The organism is Longispora fulva (assembly GCF_015751905.1).
Lineage (GTDB): Bacteria > Actinomycetota > Actinomycetes > Mycobacteriales > Micromonosporaceae > Longispora > Longispora fulva.
In genome coordinates this window covers 1,887,178-1,909,102 of the sequence record NZ_JADOUF010000001.1, presented here as the reverse complement: position 1 = coordinate 1,909,102, position 21,925 = coordinate 1,887,178, and the positions used below count along the sequence as shown (strand labels likewise).

Here is a 21,925-nt window from a genome sequence, read left to right as displayed (position 1 = left end):
CTCACAGTCCCTAAAGGATCTTCGCGGGCGCTAGTTGATCAAGGATGGAGAGGTTCTCAGTCACCCTCTCACCTGGGAGTACGAAGATCATGCGCAAGCTCGCAACCGGGCTGTTCACGGCGCTGACCGCGACCGTGGCGACCCTGTCCATGACGGGGGCGACCGCCACAGCGGCCACCACCTGGACGATCAACCCGACGTGTGCCACGGTGAACGGCCCCGGCGCCCTCACCTACACCACCGACGAAGGCGCGACCCTGCACGCGACGACCGGGACGCCCGCCCCGGTGACGTACACCTACGGGCTCGTGGCCCTGGACACCGCGAACACCCTGCTGTCCGTGCAGGAGGTCCTCAACAACACCACCCACGTCACCACCAGGACCCTGTACCGGTCCACCAACGCCGGCTGCACCTGGACGGCCCTGACCACGCTGCCCAACGGCTACCTGAACAAGACGACGGCGGCCAAGGGCGGCCGGGCCTACCTGTGGTCGCAGGGCGGCGACGGCGCGTTCTACAAGGTCAGCGGCACCACGGTCACGTCCTACACCGACCCGACCGTGGCCAACCCGCCGATCGAGGGCGGCTCCGGCCTCGTCGGCGTCGGCACCGACCCGAACAACGGCCTGCACGTGTACGGCGCGCGCAAGGACGGCCAGATCTTCGAGTCCACCGACGGCGGCGCGACCTGGGCCACCAGCGGCGTCAAGATCCCGGGCGGCACCATGCCCTGGGGCGTGTACGTCTACGAGATGGCCTTCGACAAGAAGAACCCGCTGCACGCGGTCGCCGGCACCATGTCCGAGGGCGTGGAGACCACCTTCGACGGCGGCGTGACCTGGACCAAGGTCGCCTACGACGAGACCACCCACCCCAACAGCGCGTACGGCGTCAACGCGATGTCGGTGGCGATCTCCCCGGTCGACTCCAACGTCGTGTACGTGCAGAGCATCGACGTCAGCCAGGCCACCTCCGACGGTGACGAGGGCCGGCAGATCCGCAGGTCCACCGACGGCGGGCTCACCTTCGACCCGGCGATCGTGCACCACGTGCCGGGCCAGATCACGCTGATCAACGGCACCCCGCTGTACCCGAGCGCGTCGGACGCCAACGTCCTGTACTTCGTGTACGGCACGAGCTACCAGAACTACGGCACCGACCTGTTCAGGTACGACAGCACCACCGCGTCGCTCACCAAGACGCACAACGGTTACCACGGCCTCAACGCGATCGCGTTCAACCCGAAGTACCCGTCGGCGATGTACCTGGGCCTCGCCCTGGAGCCGGGCGGCGGCGTCAGCTAGTGACGAGGGGCGGGGCGGCTCCGGTCGCCCCGCCCCGTCAGATCACCCGCTCGTTGCCGCCGTCGATCGGCACCTGCGTCCCGGTCGTGCCGGAGAAGACGTCGGAACACATCGTCGCGACCAGCGCCCCGACCCGGGCGCTGGTCAGTTCCGTGCCCAGCAGGTTGCGCCGCCGGTACGCCTGCACGGTCATCCCGTAGTGCGCCGCCCGCTGGGCCAGCAGCTCCGGGCTCCACAGGCCGGTGTCGAACACCGCGTCGGGGTGCACCAGGTTGACCCGGATCCCGTCGGCTGCCCACTCCAGGGCCGCGATCCGGGCGAGCTGGGTCGCGGCGGCCTTCGACGCCGAGTACGCCGCGGCACCCGGCCCCGGCGCCGGCACGTTCTTCGACGCGACCAGCACGACCCGCCCGCCCCGGGGCGCGAGCGCCAGATAGGGATGGACCAGCGCGAACAGTGCTGCGGTCGCGTCGGCGTTGACGGCCATCGTGCGCCGCCACTCCGCCTGGTCCCAGTCGGCCAGGGGCCGGCTGGCCGGGAACACCCCGGCCGAGGCGACGACCATGTCGATCCCGCCGAACCGGTCGACCCCGGCGGCGACCGCCGCGGCCAGGGCGTCGGCGTCGGTCACGTCGGCGAGGACGCCGAGCCGGTCGGACCCGGCGAACAGGTCGGACACGCCCGGGTCGACGTCCACGGCCAGCACGGCGGCACCCCGGGCCAGCAGAGCCTCCGCACAGGCCCGGCCGATGCCCGACGCGGCCCCGGTGACCAGCGCGACCTCGCCCGTGAACTCGGCCGGCGCGCCCGCCATGCGCAACTTGGCCTGCTCCAGGTCCCAGTACTCCACGTCGAAGATGTCCGGGGCCGGCAGCGCCCGGTACCCGTCGAGCTGTTCGGCCTGGCCGATCACGGCCACGGTGTGCCGGTAGATGTCGGCGGCGATCTGCGCGTCCGCCGCCCGCCGCCCAGCCGTGAGCAGCCCGAACGCGCGATCGAGGAGCACCCGGGGCGCCGGGTCGAGCATGGTCAGTTCCGTGCCCCGCCGGTCGGCGTTCGCCGCGAAGTACGCCCGGTAGTCGCGGGTGTAGCCGTCGAGGTCGCGGCCCACCAGCGGCACCCGCTTGGTCCGGATCACGTGGTCGGGGGTGAGCGGCCCCCGGCCGGCCAGCGCCGCCAGCTCCGGGTGCTCGACGAACGCCCGCACCGCCGGGTCCTCGTGCCGGCGGAGGATCACCGGCGCGCCGACCAGCCCGGACAGCTCGGCCCGCAGCCGGGCCTGCTCCAGGGCCGGGAACTCCGGCGCGGGGGAGTCGGACACCGGGGGCACGGGCAGCGCCGCCTCGATCCGGCTGATCAGGTCCACGTGGCGCCGGTAGGCCTCGCGGGTGTCCGCGCCGAACGTGAACAGCCCGTGGTTGAGTAGCACGATGCCCACGGTCTCGTCGGTGAGCTCGTCGAGGACGGTGTCCGCGCACCGCCGGGCCAGGTCGAACCCCGGCATCACGTACGGCACGACCACCACGGCCTTCCCGAACAGCTCGCGCACCCGGGCCGCCCCGTCCGGCTGGTTCGTCCACGCGATCAGCGCGTCGGCGTGGCTGTGCAGCACCGCCGGGTACGGCAGCAGCGCGTGCAGCAGCGACTCGACGCTCGGGTCAGGCGCGCCGGCGTCCAGGGACGAGCAGCGCAGCGCGTTCATCATGTCCGGGTCGCTCAGCGCCGGCAGGGTCAGCAGCTCGCGGAGCCGCGCCATCCGCAGTGGGGCGAATCCGGCCGGTTCGATGGTGGCCAGGTTCCAGCCGCTGCCCTTGACGTGCAGCACCTCGACCTCGGAGCCGTCGAGGTCCGTGGTCGTGGTCTTCACCGAGGTGTTGCCGCCGCCGTGCAGGACGAGGCCCGGTTCGGCGCCGAGCAGCCGCGAGCCGTACACGCACTGGCCCAGGGGGTCGGCGGGGGCCTCGGCGTCGTTCCAACGGTCGCGCATCGTGCCCTCTTCGCCTCGGTGGATCTTCGCCGCTGATGCTACGGGGTGCCGGACCCTGACCCGGGGCGGTGTCGTGGGCCGTCGCCTAGGCTGGACGGATGGACCGGACCCTTGACTGGAACGACGGCGCGATCGTGGCCATCGACCAGTGCGCCCTGCCCGCCGAGTACCGCATGATCCGCCTCGACACCGTCGACGCCCTGATCGCGGCCCTGCAACGCCTCGCGATCCGGGGCGCGCCGGCGATCGGCGTGGCCGGCGGCCTCGGTGTCGCCCTGGCGGCGTTTGCGCACCCCGGCGACGCGGCGGCCGTGCGCGCCGACGCCGCCCGGCTCGCCGCGGCCCGGCCCACGGCAGTGAACCTGGACTGGGGCGTCCGCCGGGCCCTGGCCAGGCTCCCCGAGGGCCCCGACGCGGTGCTCGCCGAGGCCCTCGTCATGGTCGACGAGGACGAGCGGGTCAACCGGGCGGCCGGCAAGCGGACCGCCGACCTGCTCGCGGAGCGGTACGGCGACCGGCCCCTGCGCCTACTCACGCACTGCAACGCCGGCGCGCTGGCCACGGTCGCCTGGGGCACGGCCCTGGGCGCGGTCCGCGAACTCGCCGCGGCCGGCCGGGTCGAGTCGGTGCTGGCCACCGAGACCCGCCCCCTGCGGCAGGGCGCCCGGTTGACCGTGTGGGAGCTGGCGGCCGAGGGCATCCCGCACATGCTGTGCGTGGACTCCGCCGGCCCGGCTGCGATCGGGGCCGGGCTGATCGACGCCGTGATCGTGGGCGCCGACCGGGTCGCGGCCAACGGCGACGTCGCCAACAAGGTCGGCACCTACGCCCTGGCCTGCGCCGCCGCCCGCAGCGGGGTGCCGTTCCTGGTCGTGGCGCCGGAGTCGACGATCGACGCGGCCACCCCGACCGGCGCGCAGATCGTGATCGAGCAGCGCGACGCCGCCGAGGTGACCGACTGGGCGGGGGAGCTGGCCACGGTGCCGGGGACCCGGGTGTACAACCCGGCGTTCGACGTGACCCCGGCGGAGCTGGTCACGGCCGTGGTGACGGAGCTGCGCCTGTACCCCTGAGGACGGGTCCCGCCGCGCGCGAGCCAGCCTGCCGGTGGTCGGCCCCCGCCCGGTCTCGGTCACCTGACGCTGGGAGTCTCCTCCGCGCGCCGACCACCCGATGACACCGGGTTCCGGCGCCGCACACGGGGCGGGCCGCCGGCTGGTTCCGCCCCGTGTCGGACCAGCCGGCGGACCCGCCCTCCCCGGGCTCAGGCCCGGCGGTAACGGAGGAGCACGGTGCGGCCGTCGAGCGGGCGGGACTCCACCAGCTCCAGTGCCGTGCGGTCCTTCTGCTCCACGAACAGGGGCTTGCCGCCGCCGAGGAGCACCGGGTGCACCACCACGTGGTACTCGTCGATCAGCCCCAACGCCGTCAGCGCCCCGGCCAGTTCCGAGCCCCCGGTCAGCAACAGGTCCCCACCCGGCTCGGCCTTGAGCGCCCCGACCTGCTCGGCGAGGTCCCCGCCGATCACCCGCGCGGCGTGCTCGGCGCTGGCCAGGGTCCGGGAGAACACGATCTTCGGGGTCCGCCGCCAGATCGGCGCGAACCGCAGGTCGTGCGGGTCGTCGGACATCGACTCGGCGTGCGGCCAGAAGCCGGCCATCATCTCCCAGACCTTGCGGCCGTAGAGGAAGGTGTCGACGGAGTCGCCGAGCACGAACGAGTAGGCCGACAGCTCCGGTCCGAGCTCCGGCCAGTCGAACTCGCCGTTGGGACCCTCGATGTGGCCGTCGACGGAGCTGTGGACGAAGTACTTGAGGGTACGCATGACGACTCCTTGATCCGACGCGTCCAGCGGACGCTTTCCGAGTGGGTCGGAGCCGCCCGCCGGTTCTCGACACCCCGCTCGAAGAATTTTTCCCGGCTCCACTCCAGGTCTCGTCAGCCGGAACCATCCGTCAGTGAGACTGCAATATTGCCGACAGACTTTGCAGCTTATTGCAAGAATGGTGCGTGGAGCGTAGATTCGTGTGGACTCATGGTGGAGTCTGTCGACAACGCGTACCACGAAAGGACCCCGTGAACCGTCACGAACGGCTGAGCGCCCTGCTGGACATCCTGGCGACCCAGGGCCAGGTCGAGATCGAGGAGGCCGCCGAGCGGCTCGGGATGTCCGCCGCGACCGTGCGCCGCGACCTCGACCAGCTCGCGGCCCAGCAGCTCGTCACCCGGACCCGGGGCGGGGCCGTGGCCAACCAGGTGTCCTACGACCTGCCGATGCGGTACAAGTCGGCCCGGCACGTGCCCGAGAAGGAGCGGATCGCGGCCGCGGCTGCCGCCCTGGTCAAGCGGGACATGGTCGTGGCCCTCAACGGTGGTACCACCACGACGGCCGTGGCGCGGGCCATCGCGACCAGTCCGGCCCTCGCCGACCCGGGCGGCGGGCAGGTCGTGACCGTGGTCAGCAACGCGCTGAACATCGCCTCCGAGCTGATCATGCGGCCGAACGTCCGGGTGGTCGCCACCGGAGGCGTGGCGCTGCCGCAGTCCTACGAGCTGATCGGGCCCCTGGCGACCCGGATCATTTCCGAGCTGACCTTCGACATCGCGTTCCTCGGCGTGGACGGGATCGAGCCGGCGTTCGGGGCGTCGGCGCACCATGACGGGGAGGCGAGCATCAACCATCTGATGGCGGAGTTGGCCCGGCAGGTCGTCGTGGTCACCGACAGCTCCAAGTTGATGCGCCGGTCGTTCGCCCGGATCTGTCACACCCGCGAGGTGAACCTGCTGATCACGGACCGCGACGCGCCGGCCGACGCGGTGCGCGCGTTCGAGGATCTGGGAGTCACGGTGATCACTGTCTGACGGCGCTTGCAAAGTTCGGCAAGAATTATGCTTCCTTCTTGCATAAGTGCGCGCTAGGCTCCTCCCTCATCGGGGGCCACGCACCGCGGAAGGACGGACAATGTTGCGGAGAAGAGTGCTGGCGGGCCTGGCCACGGCCGCTTTGCTGGCGATGGCGGGCTGCTCGTCGGCGTCGGACAAGGGCGGCGACGTCACCCTGACGTACGGGGTGTGGGACAAGAACCAGGTCCCGGCGATGGAGAAGATCGCCGGGGAGTTCACCAAGGCGCACCCGACCGTCACGGTGAAGGTAGAGCTGACGCCGTCCAAGGAGTACTGGACGAAGTTGCAGACCTCCGTCACCGGTGGCAGTGCCCCCGACGTGTTCTGGATGAACGCGCCCCGCTTCGGCCTCTACGCCTCCTCCGGGGTGCTCGCGCCGATGGACAAGAAGGCGGACCTGTCCAAGTACCCGAAGTCGTTGGTGGACACCTACAACTGGCAGGGCAAGCAGTACGCGCTGCCGAAGGACTACGACACCATCGGGCTCTGGTACAACAAGGCGCTGTTCGACGCGGCGGGCGTGAAGTACCCCGATGACAGTTGGACCTGGGACACCCTGACCGAGGCGGCGAAGAAGCTGACCGACCCGGCGAAGGGGCAGTTCGGCATCGCGGCGCCGGCCTACAGCCAGGAGAACTACTACAACACGATCTTCCAGGCCGGCGGCAGCGTCGTGTCGGCGGACAAGAAGAAGTCCGGCTACGACGACGCTGCCACGGTCAAGGGCCTGCAGTTCTGGGTGGACCTGATCAACAAGCAGAAGGTGTCCCCGACCGTGCAGCAGATGTCGGACACGGAGCCGACCCAGCTGTTCACCTCGGGCAAGGTCGCCATGATGTACGGCGGCTCGTGGGAGGCCGTCGGCTTCGCCAAGGACGACACCCTCAAGGGCAAGATCGACGTCGCGGTACTGCCGAAGGGCGACCAGCGCGCCGTCGTCATCCACGGCCTCGGCAACGTGGTGTACGCCAAGAGCAAGCACCCGAAGGAGGCCCTGGAGTTCGCGACCTTCCTCGGTTCCGAGCAGGCGCACAAGATCCAGGCCGAGACGGGTACCGTGATCCCCGCCTTCGAGGGCACCCAGCAGACCTGGGTGAGCTCGATGCCGCAGTACCAGTTGAAGATCTTCCTCGACGAGGTCGCCTACGCGAAGCCCTACCCGATCTCGAAGAACACGGCGGCGTGGGCCGACCAGGAGCGCAAGCTGCTGCCGACCGCGTGGGACGGTTCCCGTGACCTGGCGGGCGTGTCCAAGGAGCTGGCCGCCGGCATGAACGCGGCGCTGGCGAAAGAGTGACCACCACCGAGACCCGGGTGGCCCGCGCGGCCACCCGGGCCCCGGGCCGCCGTCCCCGTGGCGACTGGCCCTGGGCGTACCTGATGATCGCGCCGACCGGTCTCGGCCTGGCGGTGTTCTACCTGTGGCCGGTCGTGCAGACCGTGTACTTCAGCTTCACCGAGTGGGGCGCGTTCGGCGGCCACACCTGGGTCGGGCTGGCCAACTACCAGACCCTGATCCACGATCCGGCGGTCGGGCACGCGCTGAGGAACACGTTCGTCTACTCCGGCCTCGTGCTGCTCGGCGTGCCGCTGTCCATCGTGCTCGCGGTGCTGCTGAACACGCCCAAGCTGAGGGGCGTCAGCGTCTACCGCACGCTCTACTTCCTGCCGGTGGTCACCATGCCGGCGGCCGTGGCGATGCTCTGGCGGTGGATCTACAACGGGGACTACGGCCTGCTCAACTACGGGCTGTCCCTGTTCGGCGTCGACGGCCCCTACTGGGTCTCCGACGGCCGGGTCGTGCTGTACGCGATGGCCGTCGTCGGCGTGTGGACCCTGATCGGCTACAACGCCGTCATCTTCCTCGCCGGCCTGCAGTGCATCCCGCAGCACTACTACGAGGCGGCGGCGATCGACGGGGCGGGCAGGGTCCGGCAGTTCTTCTCGATCACGTTGCCGCTGCTCAGTCCGAGCATCTTCTTCGTGACCGTGCTGACCGTGATCGGTTCGCTGCAGATGTTCGACCTGATCTACATGATGATGGACCGCAACAATCCGGCCCTCACCGACAACCGGACCATCGTCTACCTGTTCTACGAGGCGGCGTTCGTCAACAACCAGCGCGGGTACGCGGCCTGCATCGCCGTCGTGCTGCTCGCCGTGATCCTGAGCCTGACCGTGGTGCAGTTCCGGCTGCAGAAGAAGTGGGTGCACTATGAGTAGGAGCCGACTCTGGCCGGTGCACCTGGTGCTCGCGATCGGCGCGGCGGCGATGGTGGCCCCGTTCTTCTGGGAGTTCCTCACGTCGGTGCAGTCGTTCGGCGAGTCCACCCGGATCCCGCCGACGTTCGTGCCGTCGTGGGAGTGGTCCAACTACACCCGGGTCTTCGACTCGCTGCCGTTCGGGCGGCAGTTCCTCAACACGGTGCTGATGACCGCCGGCCGGACCATCGCGCAGCTGATCTTCTGCGCCCTGGCCGGCTACGCGTTCGCACGGCTCAAGTTCCCTGGCCGGGGCTTCCTGTTCGTGCTGTTCCTGTCCGTGCTGATGGTGCCCAGTCAGCTGTTCCTGATCCCGCAGTACCAGATCGTGTCGGAACTGGGGTGGCTCAACACCCTCGCGGCGCTCATCGTGCCCGGGATGTTCAGCGCGTTCGGGACGTTCCTGCTGCGGCAGTTCTTCCTCGGGCTGCCCAACGACATCGAGGAGGCCGCCCGGATCGACGGCGCGAACCCGCTGCGGATCTTCTGGCACGTGATGCTGCCGCTGGCCCGCCCCGGGCTGCTCGCCCTGGGCATCCTCACCGTGCTGTGGTCCTGGAACGACCTGATGTGGCCGCTGGTCGTCAACACGTCGCCGGAGTCGATGACCCTGTCGGCCGGGCTGGCGACGTTGCAGGGCGAGCACCTCACCGAGTACCCGGTCCTGATGGCCGGGTCCCTGATGGCCACCCTTCCGGTCATCGTGATCTTCGTTGTCGCCCAGAAGCACCTCATCCAGGGCATCGCTTTCACCGGTTCCAAGTAGCACTGCCTCATCCCTCCAGAGACGGGCGGAAAGACAATGCGTAGGAAACCCCTGTGGACGGCGGTCGTCGGGCTGGTTCTCGCCAGCTCGGCACTGTCGGCAACCCCCGCCGTGGCGGCCGACCCGGGCCAGCTCGGCGCGGTCACCGGCTTCACGGCCGACGGCGCGACGTACACGTTCACCTCCGGTCCCGCTAAGGTCCGGGTCGTCTTCCAGAAGGCCGACGTGTTCCGGCTCTGGCTCGCCCCGGACGGCGAGTTCACCGACCCCGCCAACACCGGCGCGGGGGCGAAGACGGTGGTGAAGACCGATTATCCGGTACCGGCGACCACGTGGAAGGAGACCCGCGACTCCTACGAGCTGCGCACCGCCTCGGCGCGGCTCGTCGCGCGCAAGAACCCGCTGACCTTCACGCTCTACAAGGCCGACGGCGCCAAGGTGTGGCAGGAGACCGCGCCGCTGTCCTGGACGCCCGGCAGCGCCACCCAGAGCCTGAGCCGGGGCGACAAGGAGCAGTTCTTCGGCGGCGGCATGCAGAACGGCCGGTTCTCGCACCGCGACCAGACCGTGCAGGTGTCCACCGACTACAACTGGGAGGACGGCGGCAACCCCAACGCCGTCCCGTACTACATGAGCACCGCCGGCTACGGCGTCTTCCGCAACACCTTCGCCCCCGGCAGCTACGCGTTCACCGCCCCTGTGAAGACGACGCACGAGGAGCGCCGCTACGACGCGTACTTCTTCGTGGGCGACCTGAAGACGTCCCTGGACCGGTACACGGAGCTGACCGGGCGGCCGTTCATGCCCCCGGTGTACGGCCTGGAGTACGGCGACGCGGACTGCTACAACCGGTCCAACCCGGCCTACCAGGGCTCCCGCGACCCCGACAAGCTGCACACCCCCGACGCGGTCAGGGTCGCCCAGGGCTTCGTCGACCACGACATGCCGCGCGGCTGGATGCTCGTCAACGACGGCTACGGGTGCGAGTACACCTCGTTGGACACGGTCGGCACGGCCCTGCGGGACCGGAACATCGACATGGGGCTGTGGACCGAGCGCGCCCTGACCAATCAGCCCTACGAGGTCGGCACGGCCGGCGTCCGGGTCCGCAAGCTCGACGTCGCCTGGGTCGGCGAGGGCTACCGGCAGGCGCTGTCGGGCTGCGAGGACGCCCACGACGGCATCGAACGGCACTCCGACGCGCGCGGCTTCGTCTGGATGGTCGAGGGCTGGGCCGGCTCGCAGCGCTGCGCGGTGACGTGGACCGGTGACCACGCCGGTTCCCTCGACGCGATCCGCTGGCAGGTGCCGGCGATCCACGGCTCCGGACTGTCGGGCCAGGCGTACGCGGCCGGTGACGTGGACGGCATCTTCGGCGGTTCCGCCGAGAGCTACGTGCGCGACCTGCAGTGGAAGACGTTCACCCCGGCCCTGATGAGCATGTCGGGCTGGGCCGAGTACGACAAGCAGCCGTGGACGCGCGGGGAGCCCTACACCAGCATCAACCGGGACTACCTGAAGCTCCGCGAGCGGCTGCTGCCGTACTTCTACACCTACGCGGCCGAGGCGCACCGGACCGGTACCCCGATCGCGCGGTCCCTGGTTCTGGAATACCCCGACGACCCGAAGACGTGGGGGAGCGCGGCGGCCGAGGAGTTCCTGGCCGGCGAGGACTTCCTCGTCGCGCCCGTCTACACGACCGGAGAGTCCCGCAGCGGCATCTACCTGCCGAAGGGCACCTGGGTCGACTACTGGTCCGGCCGGCTCTACCAGGGCCCGACCACCATCGAGAGCTACCAGGCGCCGCTGGCCAAGCTGCCGCTGTTCGTCAAGGCCGGCGCGGTCGTGCCGATGTGGACCGAGGGCATCAACAACCACCGCGAGCACGCGCCGACCGACAGATTGACACTGGACGTGTACCCGGCCGGGAACTCGTCGTTCACCCTGCACGAGGACGACGGCGTGACCCGCTCGACGGCGTCGGCGTCGCAGGAGTTCACGGTCACCGCCCCGAAGGACGGCGCGGGGAACGTGTCCGTGCGGATCGGCCCGTCGGTGGGCGCCTACACCGGCAGCCCCGCCGCCCGGCCCTACGAGCTGACCCTGCACACGGGGTCCGCCCCTTCCGCGGTGATGGTGGAACACGACGCCCTCCCGAAGCTGGCCGACCGGGCCGCCTACGACGCCGCGTCCGTGGGATGGTTCTACGACCCGGCCGACCGCGCCGGCGTCGTGCGGGTCAAGACGGCGTCTGTCGCGGTCACGGCTTCCATGACCGTCGAGCTCGTCGGCGGCACCGCCCTGGGCGGCCTGTTCCCGACCGACGGCCTCGGCCGGGTCGAGGTCGGCGCGCCCGGCTTCGCGCCGCCCGGCCAGGTGCACGAGGAGAGCGTGCTGTTCCGCAACCTGACCGGCCAGCCGGTCAAGGACGTGGCGCTGAGCCTGCAGGTGCCGGCCGGCTGGACCGCGACCCCGGTGGGCCGGCCCACGTCCGACCTGGTGCTGCCCGGCAAGGTGTTCGAGGTCCGTTTCCGGGTCACCCCGGCCGAGGGACCGGGCGACAAGACCACCACAGGAAAAGCCACCTATACGGTACGGGGCCGACAGCAGTCCGCCGCCGGCAACGCCACCACCCAGGTGCCCTACGGGTCCCTGGCAGCGGCCCGCAACAACGTCGCCACCAGCGACGACGGCGCGACGACGGCCGGCAACATCGACGGCTCCGGGTCCAGCTTCTCCGCCCAGTCCCTGGCCGCCGCCGGAGCGGCCCCGGGCGCCACGGTCACGGCGAAGGGCACGTCCTTCACGTGGCCGAACGTGGCCGCCGGCCAGCCCGACAACGTGACAGCCAAGGGCCAGACCATCTCGTTGACCGGGCAGGGCACGCACCTGGCGGTCCTGGCCACCGGCACAGGCCAGGCCAACGGGCCGGTGACCGTCCGCTACACCGACGGCTCCACGGAGACCCGCGACCTCGGAGTGCCGAACTGGTGCTGCGCGGACCCGGGCGGATTCGGCGCGTCCGTCGCGCTGGCCACCCAGGGGAAGAACACGGCGGCCGGGCCGCACCAGTATCCGACGGTGACCTACCGGGTGTTCTACCAGCAGGTCCGGGTCGACCCCGGGAAGACGGTGCAGGCGATCACCCTGCCCGACGCGCCGGCCCTGCACCTGTTCGCCGCGACCGTGACCACCGTGCCGCTGCCGCCGGCCCCGACCGGTGACAGCTGGGCGAGCGACCTGACCTGGGTCGAGTCGTCCAACGGCTGGGGCCCGGTGGAACGCGACCACAGCAACGGCGAGGACGACGGCGGCGACGGAGCGCCGATCACCCTGGCCGGCACCGTCTACCCGAAGGGCCTCGGCGCGCACGCCGACTCCACCGTCACCTACCACCTCGACAAGCGGTGCGGCCGGTTCACGGCCACCGTCGGCGTGGACGACGAGATCGCCGACTACGGCTCCGTGGTGTTCGCCGTGCGGGTCGACGGGGTGGAGAAGTACCGCTCGCCTCTGATGACCGGGGTCTCCGCGCCGGTGCCGGTCTCCGTCGACGTGACCGGCGGCCGGCTCGTCGACCTCGTGGTGACCGACGGAGGCGACGGCAAGGGCGGCGACCACGCCGACTGGGCCGCGGCCCGGTTCACCTGCGGGTAGCCACAGACCGGGGGTTCCGGGCCGGTCGGGCCGGCCCGGAACCCCCACTTTCCCGACGCGCTGTGCTGAACAGCGCATCCACGTCCACTGTCGCTTCGGCCCACCCTGATCCTCTAGGGTGGGCCGCCTGTGTCTGTTGCGACGGGGAGTGGGTGGGCTCGGTGGGGCGGTTGGAGCAGGCGTACGCGGCCTGGGAGACCCAGGACTGGAAGACCGCCGCAGAGCTGTTGGAGGAAGTCGCCGCCGAGTTCCCCGACCACCCCGGTCGCCCGGCGTGGCTGTTCGACGCGGCCCTGGCGCACAAGTTCAGCCGGGACTGGGCGCGGGCTTACACGATGGGGATGCGCGCGGCGGCGCTGGTGCGGCGCGGGGTGCAGGAGCCGGCGTACTGGAACCTGGGCATCGCCGCCACCGTCCTCGGCGAGTGGGCCACGGCCCGCGACGCCTGGCGGGGCTTCGGCGTCGACCTCGCCCCCGGCGACGGCGAGATCGTCGAGGACTTCGGCCTGACCTGCGTGCGCCTCGACGAGGCCGACGGCTCCGAGGTGGTCTGGGCCCGGCGGATCTGCCCGACCAGGGCCCGGGTGGTCAGCATCCCGACCGGCTCCGAGCGCCGGTTCGGCGAGATCGTGCTGCACGACGGCGCCCCCAACGGCGAACGCGTCGTCGGCGACCAGACGTTCCCGGTGTTCGACGAGATCCTGCTGTGGCGCACCTCCGACCTGCCCTCGTGGACCGTGACCGTCACCGCCCCGCACGGACCCGACCTCGACGCGCTCGTCGACCTGTTCGAGGACCGCGGGTACTGCGCGGAACCGGCGAGCAACACCCGCGCGCTGTGCCGCTGTTGCAGCGAGGGCCCCGTGGACCAGGAACGGGTGGTCGCGCCGGGCACCCAGCTGGTCTGGCTCGCCGGGCCGGCCGCCGCGCTCGACGGGCTGCTCGACGCGTGGCTGCTGGCCGCGCCCGGCCGGGCCTGGGCGGACCTGCGCAGCGCGCACTGATGTCGTACCCGGGTGGCAGGATGGCCGGATGCTGGATGGACTCGACACCGTGAACTGGGCCCGGCTGGGCCACGCCTACGGCCCCGCCGACGACGTGCCCGCCCTGATCCGGGCCCTGCGCTCGCCCGAGGAGAAGGACCGCGCCGCCGCCCTGGACCAGTTGTACGGCAACATCTACCACCAGGGCACCCGCTACGAGGCGACGGCGTACGCGGTGCCGTTCCTCCTCGAGGTGCTCGCCGAGCCCGGGGCCCGCGACCGCGCCGAGCTGCTGGGCCTGCTCGCCGCCATCACCGTGGGGTACGACGAGTCGTGGCTGCCCGACCCGATCCCGATCGCCCAGTTCCGCGACGACGCGGTCGGCGGCGCCGCGCTGCTGGCCGCGGCCCCGCACCCGGGAGACCCGGGCTACGACGAGGACGGCGACCACACCTACCTGGAGCGGCTGACCCCCGAGGAGGATCTCCAGCTCGAAGGCCACGTGGCGGTCGAGGCGTATGACGCCGTCCGGGCCGGCGTGCCGCTGCTCCGTGACCTGCTGGGCGCGCCGGAGCAGGGGGTGCGCACGATGGCGGCCTACACGCTGGCGTGGTTCTCCGAGGACGCCGCCGGTTCCGTGCCGGCGCTCGCGGCCCTCGCGGCCACGGAGGAGAACGAGGACGTCGTCGCCACCGCGCTGGTCGCGATCGGGCTCCTCGGCGGGCCGGCCCCGGACCTCCTGACCGACGAGCGGCCAGCGGTCCGCTGGGCGGCGGCCGTCGCCGGCGCGTGCGTGCTCGGCCACGACGCCGGGCCCGACATCGTGGCCGAGTTGCTGTCCTGGGCCCGTGGCGGGGGAGGGTCCCGGGAGGAGATCCCGTTCCTGGACGGCGACCTCGCGGGGTACGCGGGGATGGCGCTGTGCCAGGCCGGCCCGCAACACTCCGATGTGGCGTACGAGGCGCTGCTCGTCCGGATCCCGGACGTGTCGGGGACGGAGACGTTGCCGGTGCTCGCCGAGGCGCTGCGGCTGGCGTTCCCGGCCGGCCCGCTGCCCGAGGGCGCGCCGGCCGGCGACCTCGACGACCGGCAGCGCCACCTGGCGCGGATCCTGGCGGAGCACGCCGGGCCGTGGCGGATCGGGGACGCCACGTTCGGCAACGTGTCGACCCTGGTCCGGTCCTACGGCCTGCCGGACGACCCGGAGGCGCTGACCTCGTTCCTCGCCTGACCCGCCGCTGGCGGCGGTCAGGCGGACAGTTCGCGTTCCAGCGGGGTGCGGAAGCTCGGCGTGACCCGGACGTCGCCGAGCCAGCCGCTCAGCCGGGCGGCCTCCACCTCGATCGCCGCCCGGGCCGCGGCCCCGGGGTCGGCGAGCAGCCGCCAGCGCAGCTCGCCGTCCGGGCGCTGCGCCCAACCGCCGACGATCCGGCCGTTCCACCACACGGTCGGGCCGATGTTGCCGCTCCGGTCGAACAGGGCCGGCCGGTGGTCCGGATCGAGGTAGAAGTCGCGGAGCTGCCAGCCCATCGGGGTCGGGTCCAGCGCGGGGAGCAGCGCGGCCCACGGGGCGGGTGCGGCGTCGGGTCCGACGTCGTCGGGCAGCACATACCCGGTGCCCTCGTCCAGGGTCACCGGCACGGCCCCGACAGCGCCGAGCGCCGCGCGGACATGGCCGAGCGTCCAGCCGGTCCACCACTTCAGGTCCGCCTCCGTGCCCGGCCCGAACGCGCGCAGCCAGCGGTGCACCAGGTCGCGGCGGGCCTCGGCGGCCGGCAGCTCGGGGAGCGGCCCGGCGAGCCGCCACCGGTACTGGCTCGCGGTCCACGCGCCGGTCGGGCGGCCCCGGACGATTCTGTCGCGCATCGCCAGGTGGTACAGGATCCGGCTGGAGATCGTGACCGTGGCCTCGTAGGACTTGCCGGGCGAGACGACGATCTTCTCCCGTAGGCGGGGCTCGTCGGCGGCGAGTTCCGCGGCGGTGGCCTGGCCGCGCGCCGCGAGGGAGGCCAGGACCCCGTTCTCGACGGAGACCAGCCACTGCTCGTCCCAGCCGCGCGCCTCGTGCAGCGTCTGGAGGAGGCGGCGGCGCTCGGTGGCGGCGAGGGCCACGGTCGTGGAGGCGTGCACGACGGGGGCCAGTCCGGCGTCGACGACGAACATGGTGCGGCGCATGCCGGTCATCCGGACGAGGCTGCGCCGCTCGTACAGGGCGTCCTCGAGGAGGGCCGGGTCGGGGGTGGTGAGGCGGGCGCACGCGGACAGGTGCACGGTGGCCGCGTCGGTGCCGTGCAGGGCGACGATCGCGGCCGTGACGTCCTCGGGGGTGTCGGCGCGGGCGGCGAGCAGGTGCCGGCGTCCGAGGCGGGCCTGGCGCTGCTGCGGGGTGACGCGGGGCGTGGCCATCCGACCTCCCAGTCCATGATCCACTCACGCTAACACGCGGTGCGGGTCCGGCGGAGGGGCGGCCGCGGGCCGACCGCCCCGGTCCGCGCTACTGGCCCCGGCTGGCCGGGTCGACCCCGGCGAAGGTCAGCAGGTCCACCATCCGGAAGTCCCCGGCCACCCGACTGGGCAGCGTGGGCCGCCAGTCCGGCCGCTGGTTCAGCCACGACGACGGGTCCAGCTCCAGGAGCCCGAGGAACACCTCGGCGACGATCGTGCCGCCGACCGCGCCGAGGCGCAGGCCGTCCTGCTGGAGCTGGGCCTCGCGGAGGACGTAGTACCACAAGGGAGTGTTCTTCTGCAGTTTCAGGTTGTAGGCCGTCAGCTCCGGGAAGGCAGCGTCACCCAGGACCGGCGTGCCCATGTACGCGGCGATCGCCTGCCCGGACGGCATGGACCAGGTCAGGTGCCGCAGCAGGTTGCGCTGGGCGAGGGACGTCGGCGAGGTGTGGCCGGGGATGATGCCGAGCGGCAGGGTGAACAGCGGGGTGGAGATCCGGGTGTCGATCCGCTTGTTCCGCTTGACCTGGCCGTCGTTGAAGTCGAAGAACGTCTGCCAGCCGATGAACCGCCGCGCGGCCCGGGTCCCGCCGCGCAGGTCCACCGGGTCGGCCTGGCCCTCGCCGGCCGGGTCGAACACGAACCCGAAGAACGGCTGCCCCTGGTCGCCGGCGAGGTTGGCCCGGTAGGACGGCCGGACCATGCTGTGCCCGAACCGGTACGCCGCGCCCTGGAACTCCACCGGCATCCCCGCGTGGTTCGGCTTGTAGAACTGCCGTCCGGCCGTGAGGATCCGGTCGACGACGGCCTGGCCCACGATCTGGGGCAGGAACTCCTTCAGGATGATCCAGTGGTAGTGCCGGGTGACGAGCCGGCGCGCGGCGGCGAACACCTCCTCCGGCGGCTCGGGCCGGTCGCGGAGCCAGTCGACGACCCGGTTGTGGAACAGCAGGAACGCCGCGTGCAGCCCCGAGATGACCATGTTCTCGTCATTGCGGGGCTCCGCGATGATCGCCGCGCCGCCGGAGCCCCGGGGCAGGTCCTCGAACAGGCCGCCGGACTCGACGAGGAACTTCGCCCGGTCGGCCGGGTCGTAGAACATCGGCGTGGTGACGGGGCCGCCGCCGTACACGGAGTCGAGGTCGAACAGGGGCACCCGGCCGTTGGGGCTGGTCGCCGGGTCGGTGGCGACCCCGAGCCGGGACGCGGCGTCGAAGGTCATGTCGTGGTCGAGGAACTGGCCGAGGAACGTCGTCCCGGCCGTGTGCGTGGGGTTGTCCGGGTTGTTCAGGCTCTTGGCGGGGTCGGTGATCAGCGCGACCGGCCCGGCCGCCAGGTCGTCCGCGGCGTCGAGCGGGCCTCCACGCCTGCCGATGTCGAGGAGCGCGGCCTGCATCGCGTTCGTGTTGGCCCCGAACGCCGGCAGGGACGGGAACATCCGGCTGAACGTGGTGTCGGGGGCGCCGCCGGACGCCGGGGCGGCGTAGGCGGTGCCGTGGCCGGACAGGGCGAGGCCGGCGGCGCCGGCCCCGACCCCGGCCAGGAACCCTCTGCGGGGTACTGCGTTGTCTTCGGTCACAAGGCTCTCCATACGTGAGCGTCTACTTCGGACTCTCGTGTATCGGTGCCAGCGCGGAAGTGTTATCCGAATCCGGCCGGGTCGGACAGAATTCGTCGGTTGGACACGTGCGCGTCCGTTTCTCCCGGTACCGGCCCGTGGCGGCCGTAGGGTCAATGGTGTGGGACGAGACATGGACATCTGGGAGGTCCGGTGCACGTGATCGCGGCCTGGCGGATGCACAACCAGCGGCTCTGGGGCGACCCGCGGGCCACCCCCGCCGAGGTCGTCGCCGGGCTGGCCGCGATGCAGGCCCAGGAGTTCGCCGTCGCGCGCTGGTCGGTGGCCCAACGGTGCACGGGGGTCACGGCCGCGGCGATGGACGCGGCGTACGACGCAGGGGAGATCCTTCGTACCCATCTGCTCCGCCCGACCTGGCACTTCGCCCTTCCGGCGGACCTGCGGTGGCTCCTTGCCCTGACCGCGCCCCGGGTGCACGCCCTCAACGCCTACTACTACCGCAGGACCGAACTCGACGACGCCGTGTTCGCGCGGACGAACGCGCTGCTGGCCGGCGTGCTGGCCGGCGGTAACCACCTGACCCGCCAGGAACTCGCCGCGTTCCTGGCCGGGGAGGGGATCGTCGCCGCCGGCCTGCGGATGGGGTACATCCTGATGCGCGCCGAGCTGGACGCCGTGATCTGCAGCGGCGCGCGCAGGGGCCGCCAGCACACCTACGCGCTGTTCGACGAGCGGGTGCCGCCCGGCCCGCCCGTCGACCGCGACGCGGCACTGGCCGAGCTGACCCGGAGATACTTCACCAGCCGGGGCCCGGCGACGGTCAAGGACTTCGCGCGCTGGTCGAGCCTGACCGTCGCCGAGTGCCGGGCCGGCCTGGAGATGGTCGGGTCGGCCCTGGTCGACGAAACCCTCGACGGGCGGATCTACCGGTACGCACCGGGCTCGCGGGGCACGCCGCCGCCATCACCGCGGGTGGACCTCGTGCAGTGCTACGACGAGGTGGTGATGTCCTACAGCGAGAGCCGCGACGTGCTCGGCGGCGAGGCGGACGGCACACCGACGCTGCCGCACGCGATCCTGCTCGACGGCCAGCTCGTCGGGTACTGGCGGCCGGCGGGGAAGACCGTGGAGGCCACGGTGCGCCGCACGCTGGCCGCCCCCGCGCACCGGGCCCTCCGCGACGCCGTCTACCGGTACGCGGCGTTCGTCGGCACCCCGGTCGATCTCGTCGGGTAAACCACTTGCGGTCGTCACTACCGTGACCCTGTGACCGACTGGAACAAGATCGTCGAATCCGACTACGCCGTCCCCGGGGACCGGGACCTCACCGCACTGACCGCCGAGCTGAGCGCCGCGCTCGCCGATCCGGACCCGCTGATCCGCGACGGCGCGCCGTACCGGGTGCTGGGCACCTGGATCAGGCGGGGCGTCCTCGACGCGGAGCTCCCGGCACTCGGCGACGCGATGGCCGCCCGGTTCGACCACCCGGAGGTGCAGGCCAGGACCTTCGCGCCCCTGGTGCTGGCCTGGATCGTCGACCGGCGGGGCGCGGCCCCGGCGTGGGTGACGGCGTTCGAGCGCTGGTACCCGGCGGAGGAGGACCTGCGCGGACACGACCCCGACCTCGGCTGGCTGCACGCGGTCGCGCACGGCGCGGACCTGCTCGGCGTGTACGGCCGCACCGAACCGACCCGGATGCTCGACGTGGCGGCCCGCCGCCTGATCGCGCCGGCGGCGCTGGTCTGGCGCGACCAGGAGGACGACCGGCTGGCGCACGCCGTCGCGGTGACGCTGACCCACCCGGAGCTCACCGCCGACGGGGCCGGGGCGTGGCTGGAACCGGTCGCGGCCGACTTCCGCGCGGGGAAGCCCGGCCCGCCGCCGGCCCACGCCTCGAACGCGATGCGCACCCTGCGGGCGTTGTACGTGCTGGTCGACCGAGGGGTGCGGGCCGAACGGAACGGGGCTCCGGTGCGGGTCGCGCACCGCGAGGCGGTGCTGGAAGCGCTCGCCGCGACCCTGGCGGTCGTCGCACCGTTCGCTGGCTGAGGCCGGCGGGCGGTCCGTGGGGGTCGAACGGGATCGCTGGGACCTGGGCGGTGGTCGCACCGTTGGCTGGCTGAGGCCGGCGGGCGGCCCGGACCGTGTCGGCACCCGCCCGGGGCCGCACCGCGCCGAGCCGTCGGTCAGAGGCGGCGGGCGATCCGCCACAGGGCCGCCGGGGTCAGGCGGCCGTCGGCCAGCCCCACCGCGAGCAGCGTGTCGAACACCCGCTGGTCGTCCCTGGCGGCCCGCACGGCCGCGTCCGCCAGCCGGGGCCAGCGGCCGAGCCGGGCCGCGACGGCCGTGTGCCGCAGATGGCCGCCGAGCCGGCGGGTGAGGGCCCGGCGGTACCGGTCCGCCACGTCCGCCCCGCCCGTGGCCGAGACCGCACCGGCGGCCGCCGCCCCGGCCAGGGTGCCCGACACGACGGCGTAGTAGATGCCCTCGCCGGTGAACGGGTTGATCAGGGACAGCGCGTCGCCGGCCAGCACCAGCCGACCACGGCCCGGGGCCGGCCGGCGGGTCGACAGCGGCAGGTGGTGGCCGCGCCAGTCGGTGGCGGCGTCCAGCTCGAGGTCGGGCAGCAGGGCTCCGAGCTGCGCCAACAGGTACCCCCGGGTCAGCGCCTCACCGCGCAACAGCTCGCCGTAGCCCACGTTCGCCCGCCCGTCCCCGATCGGGAACGACCACGCGTACGCCGGCCAGCGCCCGGGGATGGTCACGATCCGCTGCTCGGGCGGGCCTGCCGGCGCGGGAGCGTAGCCCCGGATCGCGAGCGCCACGTGGCCGGGCGGGTTGCCGGGGTGTCCGAGCGCCTGGCGCACCACGGAACCCGCCCCGTCGGCGCCGACCACGACCCGGGCGGTGAACGTCCCGTCGATCACGACCCGGTCGCCGAGCTGCTCGACCGACCGGACCCGGTGCCGGCGGAACCGGACCCCGGCGTCGACGGCCGCCGCGACGAGCCTGTGGTCGAACACCTGGCGGGGGATGGTGCGGGTGCCGGCGTGCAGCGCACGGGCGACCACCTCGCCCCCAGGGGACACGAGACGCAGCGTCGGCACCGCAGGGTACCCGGCAGCGGCGTCCCCGACGCCCAGTGCCGCCAGCACGTCGAACACCTCGGGGGCCAGGCCGTCGCCGCACGGCTTGTCGCGCGGGAAGTCCGACCGGTCGAGGAGGACGACGTCCGCCCCGCCGCGCCGGGCGGCGAGCGCCGCTGTGGAACCGGCGGGCCCGGCACCGACCACCGCGACGTCGAAGCTCTCCACCCGCCCGAGCCTACGCGGCCCGGACACCCCAGCGGGGCACACGACGAAGCCGAGTCCGTGCCCACCCGGCCCCGACAGGTGCCGGACGGGGCAGGGATCCCGGTGGGGCACCACGGAACAGTCCGTGCCCAATTGGCCCGGGCACACCGGCGTGGCCGCCCGCCAGCGGGAGGTTTTCGGAGAGGTGGGTCGTTAGTGGACCTCCCTGCCCAGGTAGGCGGCCAGCAGATCCGCTGCGGACGCCCCGGCCGGCGCCTCGCGCTCCGGCGCGAAGTTGACGTCGGGCCGGCCCATGTCCTCGAAGTCGGGCGGGGTGGTGTAACGCGCGGCGACGTCTGACACCCGACCAGTCTCATCGACGGGTACGACACTTACCCGGCGCCGACCGGGGCGATGGCCGGTCTGGCCACCCGAGAAGGGCAATCGTGGGATGTTCTGGGTGGTATGCCCGAAAGTTGGCGGCGAGAATGCCTAACACATAATGAACAAAAGGGGCAATCTATCTATGGGACAAGCGGGGAGGTCACCATGGCCGCGTACTTCGATCTCGAACCCGACGGGGTGGCCGAGGGCGGCCGTATCCGGGTGCCGGTCCTCGACCCCGACCCGGGCGAACTCGACGACGCCGACGAGTTCACCGACCGGCGGTGGTTGCCCGACGACGGGACGGACGACACGGAGGACGTGGGCCGCCCGGGCCAGTGAGTCCGGCGACCCACCG

The 21,925-nt window shown here is 72.2% G+C and carries 18 protein-coding genes; 12 read left to right on the top strand and 6 right to left on the bottom strand.

Annotated elements, in window-relative coordinates; genetic code table 11:
• Window positions 1-89: 89 nt before the first annotated feature.
• Complete coding sequence (locus IW245_RS08410) at window positions 90-1,307, top strand: beta propeller repeat protein (RefSeq protein ID WP_197002619.1); 1,218 nt, start codon at window positions 90-92, stop codon at window positions 1,305-1,307.
• A gap of 37 nt (window positions 1,308-1,344) precedes the next feature.
• Here the strand turns inward: IW245_RS08410 and IW245_RS08405 are convergent, their stop codons facing one another.
• Window positions 1,345-3,294: a bifunctional aldolase/short-chain dehydrogenase gene (locus IW245_RS08405; protein ID WP_197002618.1), complete on the bottom strand. Its 1,950-nt coding sequence runs from the start codon at window positions 3,292-3,294 to the stop codon at window positions 1,345-1,347.
• A gap of 98 nt (window positions 3,295-3,392) precedes the next feature.
• Between IW245_RS08405 and mtnA the strand changes: the two genes are divergently transcribed.
• Window positions 3,393-4,367: an S-methyl-5-thioribose-1-phosphate isomerase gene (mtnA, locus tag IW245_RS08400; RefSeq protein ID WP_197002617.1), complete on the top strand. Its 975-nt coding sequence runs from the start codon at window positions 3,393-3,395 to the stop codon at window positions 4,365-4,367.
• Between the two features lie 191 nt (window positions 4,368-4,558).
• Here mtnA and IW245_RS08395 read toward each other — a convergent pair whose 3' ends face one another.
• Window positions 4,559-5,119: a dihydrofolate reductase family protein gene (locus IW245_RS08395; protein WP_197002616.1), complete on the bottom strand. Its 561-nt coding sequence runs from the start codon at window positions 5,117-5,119 to the stop codon at window positions 4,559-4,561.
• Window positions 5,120-5,370: 251 nt separating this feature from the next.
• Here IW245_RS08395 and IW245_RS08390 point away from each other — a divergent pair, with 251 nt between their 5' ends.
• The 7 genes from IW245_RS08390 to IW245_RS08360 all read left to right on the top strand — a co-directional run bounded on the left by IW245_RS08390 (window position 5,371) and on the right by IW245_RS08360 (window position 15,097).
• On the top strand, window positions 5,371-6,156 hold the full coding sequence (locus IW245_RS08390) for a DeoR/GlpR family DNA-binding transcription regulator (protein WP_197002615.1): 786 nt from the start codon (window positions 5,371-5,373) through the stop codon (window positions 6,154-6,156).
• A gap of 100 nt (window positions 6,157-6,256) precedes the next feature.
• On the top strand, window positions 6,257-7,495 hold the full coding sequence (locus tag IW245_RS08385) for an ABC transporter substrate-binding protein (protein ID WP_197002614.1): 1,239 nt from the start codon (window positions 6,257-6,259) through the stop codon (window positions 7,493-7,495).
• On the top strand, window positions 7,492-8,421 hold the full coding sequence (locus IW245_RS08380) for a carbohydrate ABC transporter permease (RefSeq protein WP_233472453.1): 930 nt from the start codon (window positions 7,492-7,494) through the stop codon (window positions 8,419-8,421). Before IW245_RS08385 ends, IW245_RS08380 begins: the two co-directional genes overlap by 4 nt.
• On the top strand, window positions 8,414-9,226 hold the full coding sequence (locus IW245_RS08375) for a carbohydrate ABC transporter permease (protein WP_197002613.1): 813 nt from the start codon (window positions 8,414-8,416) through the stop codon (window positions 9,224-9,226). The genes IW245_RS08380 and IW245_RS08375 overlap by 8 nt, the downstream gene beginning before the upstream one ends.
• 36 nt (window positions 9,227-9,262) lie before the next feature.
• Window positions 9,263-12,883, top strand: a complete 3,621-nt coding sequence (locus IW245_RS08370; RefSeq protein ID WP_197002612.1) for an NPCBM/NEW2 domain-containing protein — start codon at window positions 9,263-9,265, stop codon at window positions 12,881-12,883.
• Window positions 12,884-13,044: 161 nt separating this feature from the next.
• A complete protein-coding gene (locus IW245_RS08365) occupies window positions 13,045-13,887 on the top strand; it encodes a tetratricopeptide repeat protein (protein WP_197002611.1) in 843 nt (280 codons plus the stop codon).
• 28 nt (window positions 13,888-13,915) lie between these two features.
• Window positions 13,916-15,097 carry a HEAT repeat domain-containing protein gene (locus tag IW245_RS08360; protein WP_197002610.1) on the top strand — a complete coding sequence of 394 codons (1,182 nt, stop codon included), beginning with the start codon at window positions 13,916-13,918 and terminating at the stop codon, window positions 15,095-15,097.
• Window positions 15,098-15,114: 17 nt separating this feature from the next.
• On the opposite strand, the gene IW245_RS08355 is transcribed toward IW245_RS08360, so the two are convergent.
• Both IW245_RS08355 and IW245_RS40415 read right to left on the bottom strand, forming a co-directional pair.
• Window positions 15,115-16,272: a winged helix DNA-binding domain-containing protein gene (locus IW245_RS08355; protein WP_197002609.1), complete on the bottom strand. Its 1,158-nt coding sequence runs from the start codon at window positions 16,270-16,272 to the stop codon at window positions 15,115-15,117.
• An 88-nt stretch (window positions 16,273-16,360) separates the two neighbouring features.
• The gene (locus tag IW245_RS40415) at window positions 16,361-17,890 is read right to left on the bottom strand and encodes a peroxidase family protein (RefSeq protein WP_197002608.1); all 1,530 of its coding nucleotides are present in this window, start codon (window positions 17,888-17,890) and stop codon (window positions 16,361-16,363) included.
• Window positions 17,891-18,082: 192 nt separating this feature from the next.
• Between IW245_RS40415 and IW245_RS08345 the strand changes: the two genes are divergently transcribed.
• Both IW245_RS08345 and IW245_RS08340 read left to right on the top strand, forming a co-directional pair.
• Window positions 18,083-19,126, top strand: coding sequence for a winged helix DNA-binding domain-containing protein (locus tag IW245_RS08345; protein ID WP_197002607.1), 1,044 nt, complete (start codon window positions 18,083-18,085; stop codon window positions 19,124-19,126).
• Window positions 19,127-19,156: 30 nt separating this feature from the next.
• Window positions 19,157-19,939 carry a DUF2785 domain-containing protein gene (locus IW245_RS08340; protein WP_197002606.1) on the top strand — a complete coding sequence of 261 codons (783 nt, stop codon included), beginning with the start codon at window positions 19,157-19,159 and terminating at the stop codon, window positions 19,937-19,939.
• Window positions 19,940-20,076: 137 nt separating this feature from the next.
• Here the strand turns inward: IW245_RS08340 and IW245_RS08335 are convergent, their stop codons facing one another.
• Together IW245_RS08335 and IW245_RS08330 are read right to left on the bottom strand one after the other, a co-directional pair.
• Entirely contained in the window at window positions 20,077-21,204 is a 1,128-nt protein-coding gene (locus IW245_RS08335) for a geranylgeranyl reductase family protein (protein ID WP_197002605.1), read from the bottom strand.
• A 192-nt stretch (window positions 21,205-21,396) separates the two neighbouring features.
• On the bottom strand, window positions 21,397-21,546 hold the full coding sequence (locus tag IW245_RS08330; protein ID WP_197002604.1) for a hypothetical protein: 150 nt from the start codon (window positions 21,544-21,546) through the stop codon (window positions 21,397-21,399).
• Window positions 21,547-21,732: 186 nt separating this feature from the next.
• On the opposite strand from IW245_RS08330, the gene IW245_RS08325 reads away from it, so the two are divergent.
• Window positions 21,733-21,909 carry a hypothetical protein gene (locus IW245_RS08325; protein WP_197002603.1) on the top strand — a complete coding sequence of 59 codons (177 nt, stop codon included), beginning with the start codon at window positions 21,733-21,735 and terminating at the stop codon, window positions 21,907-21,909.
• Window positions 21,910-21,925 lie beyond the last annotated feature (16 nt).

Excerpts from the sequence above, each read along its gene's own strand:
- IW245_RS08410 (WP_197002619.1), top strand. The coding sequence starts at position 90 with ATGCGCAAGCTCGCAACCGGGCTGTTCACGGCGCTGACCGCGACCGTG.
- IW245_RS08405 (WP_197002618.1), bottom strand. The coding sequence starts at position 3,294 with ATGCGCGACCGTTGGAACGACGCCGAGGCCCCCGCCGACCCCCTGGGC.
- mtnA (WP_197002617.1), top strand. The coding sequence starts at position 3,393 with ATGGACCGGACCCTTGACTGGAACGACGGCGCGATCGTGGCCATCGAC.
- IW245_RS08395 (WP_197002616.1), bottom strand. The coding sequence starts at position 5,119 with ATGCGTACCCTCAAGTACTTCGTCCACAGCTCCGTCGACGGCCACATC.
- IW245_RS08385 (WP_197002614.1), top strand. The coding sequence starts at position 6,257 with ATGTTGCGGAGAAGAGTGCTGGCGGGCCTGGCCACGGCCGCTTTGCTG.
- IW245_RS08375 (WP_197002613.1), top strand. The coding sequence starts at position 8,414 with ATGAGTAGGAGCCGACTCTGGCCGGTGCACCTGGTGCTCGCGATCGGC.
- IW245_RS08370 (WP_197002612.1), top strand. The coding sequence starts at position 9,263 with ATGCGTAGGAAACCCCTGTGGACGGCGGTCGTCGGGCTGGTTCTCGCC.
- IW245_RS08360 (WP_197002610.1), top strand. The coding sequence starts at position 13,916 with ATGCTGGATGGACTCGACACCGTGAACTGGGCCCGGCTGGGCCACGCC.
- IW245_RS08355 (WP_197002609.1), bottom strand. The coding sequence starts at position 16,272 with ATGGCCACGCCCCGCGTCACCCCGCAGCAGCGCCAGGCCCGCCTCGGA.
- IW245_RS08325 (WP_197002603.1), top strand. The coding sequence starts at position 21,733 with ATGGCCGCGTACTTCGATCTCGAACCCGACGGGGTGGCCGAGGGCGGC.